The following is a 4,510-nucleotide window of genomic DNA, read 5'->3' as shown; positions in this document are numbered from 1 at the left end:
GTAACCGTACCTTTAGGGTCGGTGAATTCTTAGTTGCTATCAAAAAGAAATTGGTAGAAGTTTTAGGGGATGAATGGACTCCAGAACAGGAAAGTTGGTTTAGCGAATCGGGTATTCCCTGTGAAGTGTTGCAATTTGCTGCTAATGACTGGCAGCAAGGCAAGGTAAGACTTAATCTAGAATTTTGCCTTGTCGAGACTCAGGATAAAGTTGATGATATATCAGCTATTGGTGGTAAAACATTGCAAAGCACATCAACCCAGGTAGCAGAACAGCCAGACCTTGCAGAGCCAGAAACTAGCAATGATTCTGGATTCGACCTTGGAGTTGGAGCAGCCACAGCCGCTGTGACTGCTACTGGAATATCAGTAGCTGAAGCACTAGAGGAAGATACCTCAACTACTATCTCGGATGAGATCACACTGAAACCTACACTTGATGCAGATGAAGACATTGCTCTCGAACAAACCCCAAGCAGTCAAGAAGATGACTTTGATTTAGGAGACTTTTCCGATAGTGCGGAAAGTCAGGAAGATATTGGTTTCGAACAAAACCCAAGCAGTCAAGAAGAAGATGACTTTGATTTAGGAGACTTTTCCGATAGTGAGGAAGATATTGGTTTTGAACAAACCCCAACCAGTCAAGAAGAAGATGAGTTTGATTTAGGAGACTTTTCCGATAGTGAGGAAGATATTGGTTTTGAACAAACCCCAACCAGTCAAGAAGAAGATGAGTTTGATTTAGGAGAACTTTCCGAAAGTGACGAAGATATAGAGTTCCTAGAATCACCGACAGCAGCGGAAGAAGATTTGCTGGATTTGTCAGCAGTATCAACAGACAGTAGTAATGATTTTGATCTGGGTGAAATGTCTGATGATAGTGATGAAGACATGTTTCAACTGGACGATATTTCCTTTGATGAGGAATCAGAAAACGGTGATGATAATTCCCTAATGGATGATGTCTGGCAAGAAATGAATGAGCTTAAATAAGCTTAAATAATAGTCTATTGCTAAATGTTGTGGTAAATGTTGACATGGGAGCATCGTAGTGAACATGCCGATTTCAAAGCTTTCAAGAACCTTGAGGGTTTAGGATTTATAGGATTGTTAGCTGTCCGGTAAAAGAAGCCCCACGTCTCAATCCGTAAGGATGAGCGTGGGATGAATTTTACACAGAGTATGCACGGAACAGGGAAACGAGCTATCAAACTCCTAAGTAACTCGGAGCAAGTCATTCCTCTGCGATTGACCGTAGGTCACGCTACGCGAACAGCTTCTTGCTTAAGTTGCTTTTTTTCAAAACTAGTCAATCTAATCATTAAGTTTTTATATTTAATTTTGCATTGACATATGTAAAGACTTTGGTTATCCTGATGATAGGTCGAAAAACAGAATGTGACAACAATGAGAGCAGCGTATCAATATCGATTAAGGTTGACCAAGAATCAAGAACGTGAAGTAGAAAGATGGTTGGACATGCTCCGACATCAATACAACTACCTACTTGCCGACAGGTTTAACTGGTACGAACAGAATCGCTGCTCTATCAACTCTTGTCCTATTGTCTGCTATTTACCAGATCTAAGGAATAATCCCGACTATTTTTCCCAAAAGAAAACTCTTCCTCAGTTAAAAAAGGATAGACCTTGGTACAAGGTGGTTCAATCACAAGTCCTGCAAGACTGTGTCAAAAGAGTCGATTTAGCTTTTAAGGGGTTCCTAAAAGGGGATAGCAATGGGAAGAAGAGTGGGAGACCTAGATTTAAAAGTAAAGATAGATACAAATCTTTTACATTTCCATCTCTTAGCAAAGACCCTATAAATGGCAATATTTTGACTCTTCCTAAGTTTGGGAAAGTCAAAATGATCTATCACCGACCTATTCCAGAAGGATTTAAAATAAAAACAGCTACTATAACTCGAAAATCTGATGGTTATTACGTCACGCTGTCCATCCAGGATGAGTTTGTCCCGAATATCATCCCAGTAGACAGTGCAACCAATCCTATTGGGGTAGACATGGGTCTTAAGTCATTTTTGATTAAGTCCGATGGTTCAGAGGTACCAATTCCTCAATACTATCGAAAAGCTCAAAAACGGCTAAAAAAAATCCAAAAAGCTGTCAGTAGATCAAAGAAAGGTAGCAACAACAGGAAGAAGGCTGTCAGTAGACTAGGCAAAGCTCACAAAAAAGTTGCTGACACTCGAAAAGACTTTCATTTTAAAACTGCAAAGGGCTTACTAGATAATCATGATCTAGTTGCTCACGAGAAGTTAAATATTAAAGGTTTGGCCAAAACTAAAATGGCTAAATCGATATTAGACGCTGGTTGGGGGCAATTTCTGTCAATACTATCAACCAAAGCCGAAAATGCTGGGTTGGTCACAGTTGCAGTGAACCCTCGAAACACCAGTCAAAACTGTTCTAATTGTGGGACAAAAGTACCTAAAAAATTAAAAGACCGTATTCATTCTTGTCCTCACTGCGGGTACACAGAAGATAGAGATGTAAATGCGGCGATCAATATATTAAAGTTGGCGGTGGGGCATCCCGTCGGTAATAAAGCTTTCCGAGTATCCGAACCAGTAGGTGGAGTTGGAAAGAAGCCCACACTCAACCTGAAAAGGTGAGTGTGGGAGTATGTCACGGTATCTATGACCTACAAAATTCAAAATGTCAAAGTTTTGGATAACTATTCATAACAACTCTAATGTCTGAGATACCGAGTTGGACACCTCTTCATGCACGGCTACATAGAACCCTGCGGCAAAAGAAGCTACTACCCAAGAATCAGCAGGTCTTAGTAGCCGTATCCGGTGGGCAAGATTCCCTTTGCCTAACCAAACTACTCCTAGATTTACAGCCCAAGTGGAAATGGCAGCTAGGAATCGCCCACTGTGACCACCGTTGGCCCTATGATGAGGGAATTTCCCTTCATGTACAGCAAATTGCTCAAAGTTGGGGACTTCCATTTCATCTACGAACCGCCCCTGAAGTGACAAAGAGCGAATCAGCAGCGCGGCAGTGGCGTTATCAAGCCCTGATTGACATTGCCCAAACTCAAGGTTATCCCACTGTTGTCACTGGTCACACAAAAAGCGATCGCGCTGAAACAGTCCTCTATAACCTGATCAGAGGTTCAGGGACTGATGGCTTGCAAGCTTTGACCTGGGAACGACCTCTTGCTCCTGGAGTACATCTGGTGCGTCCCTTACTTGACACATCCCGTAGCGAAACTCTCCAGTTTTGCGAGCAGCAGCAACTTTCCATTTGGGTGGATGCTTACAATCAAGACCTTAACTATGCCCGTAACCGCATCCGCCAAGAGCTAATACCCTATTTGAAAACCCATTTCAACCCACAAGTTGAGACAGCCTTGTCCCAAATTGCTGAAATCTTGCGAGCAGACGTGGAATATCTTGAAAACACTGCTGAGCAAATCCAAAAGCAAGCCATGGCAGTACCTACGGTCGAGGAAGATCCTGCTAGCAATAGCCCTCCACGATTAAATCGTCTGGTATTACAGCAAGCTCCCCTAGCTCTGCAACGTCGTGTGATTCGGAAGTTCCTTCAGGAAAACCAAACCAAAGCCCTCAGCTTTGAGCAAATCGAAGCGGTGACTGGTTTAATTGCTGCTCCCAACCGCTCTCGAACGTCATCCTTTCCTGGTGGAGTAACAGCCTTGGTAGAAGAGGAATGGATTATTCTTAATACTGAAGTATGAAGTATTAAGTATTAAGTATGAAACACTTCTATCTCTTAGTTTCCGAGAAATTTTTCTCCTTCAACCTACCCTACAACGAATACGGGGCGAACTACATTCAACCTTTAACATTCAACCTACCCTACACCGAATACGGGGCGAACAACATTTAATATTAAACCTTAAACCTAAGAAGCTGCCAACTCTGGAGATTGGCTTAAGCTACTGATGATTTGAGATATTTGAGCGATCGCTTGTTGTTGAGAACCACCTGTTTTCTGGATGTGATTCAGAGCATTTGCGATCGCATCCAGCTTTTGTCGAAGTTCATTGACACCATCTTGCAATGGCTGTAGGGTTTCTTCATAGAGATGAAGTTTGCCCCAAAGTTGAGCGACCTTCACCTGATTGGAGAGCCAACTTTCCTCCCAATTTTTTACCTGAGCCAGCTTAGCATCCTTTTCTTGGGTTTGTTGATTGATCAATTCTTCAGCTTGGCTAACCCTAAGGCGCATCTGTTCAATTTCTCGTTCTAGTTGTTGCAATTGATCTGACTGTTTTTTGCACTGTGCTTCTAGTTTGATCAAAATTGGTCCTAAGTCAATTTTCTGGTTTTGTTGACCATTACTATCCACAATTCCTTGCCGCAGTCGTAACACTCGTAGATGCTGATTTATAATTTCTTCTCGTTCCCATAGAGTCCGGCGTTGACCCACCAAGGTTCTGTCCAGCATCTGGTAACGGTCTTGCTCATCTGCTAACTGGGTTTCTAGACTAATACGATCGTACTCACTAGCGACCCTA

Annotated in this window: 4 protein-coding genes and 1 pseudogene; 4 read left to right on the top strand and 1 reads right to left on the bottom strand. The window is 42.4% G+C overall.

Annotated features, from left to right (window positions below):
* From F6K53_RS35240 to tilS, 4 genes are all read left to right on the top strand, one after another.
* Positions 1 to 992 (top strand): KGK domain-containing protein (locus tag F6K53_RS35240; protein WP_293083928.1); only part of this gene is annotated, 992 nt, incomplete at its 5' end.
* Between the two features lie 171 nt (positions 993 to 1,163).
* Positions 1,164 to 1,349, top strand: a complete 186-nt coding sequence (locus F6K53_RS35235; RefSeq protein WP_293071809.1) for a hypothetical protein — start codon at positions 1,164 to 1,166, stop codon at positions 1,347 to 1,349.
* A gap of 57 nt (positions 1,350 to 1,406) precedes the next feature.
* A complete protein-coding gene (locus F6K53_RS35230; protein ID WP_293071808.1) occupies positions 1,407 to 2,633 on the top strand; it encodes a transposase in 1,227 nt (408 codons plus the stop codon).
* Between the two features lie 80 nt (positions 2,634 to 2,713).
* Complete coding sequence (tilS, locus tag F6K53_RS35225; RefSeq protein ID WP_293071807.1) at positions 2,714 to 3,727, top strand: tRNA lysidine(34) synthetase TilS; 1,014 nt, start codon at positions 2,714 to 2,716, stop codon at positions 3,725 to 3,727.
* 167 nt (positions 3,728 to 3,894) lie between these two features.
* Here tilS and F6K53_RS35220 read toward each other — a convergent pair.
* Positions 3,895 to 4,510 (bottom strand): annotated as a pseudogene (locus tag F6K53_RS35220) (hypothetical protein); the annotation flags it as partial.

The organism is Moorena sp. SIO4A1 (genome assembly GCF_010672065.1).
GTDB lineage: Bacteria > Cyanobacteriota > Cyanobacteriia > Cyanobacteriales > Coleofasciculaceae > Moorena.
This window is presented reverse-complemented; position numbering and strand designations above follow the sequence as displayed.

Coding starts and splice junctions, on each gene's coding strand:
- F6K53_RS35235 (WP_293071809.1), top strand. CDS start 1,164: ATGAATTTTACACAGAGTATGCACGGAACAGGGAAACGAGCTATCAAA.
- F6K53_RS35230 (WP_293071808.1), top strand. CDS start 1,407: ATGAGAGCAGCGTATCAATATCGATTAAGGTTGACCAAGAATCAAGAA.
- tilS (WP_293071807.1), top strand. CDS start 2,714: ATGTCTGAGATACCGAGTTGGACACCTCTTCATGCACGGCTACATAGA.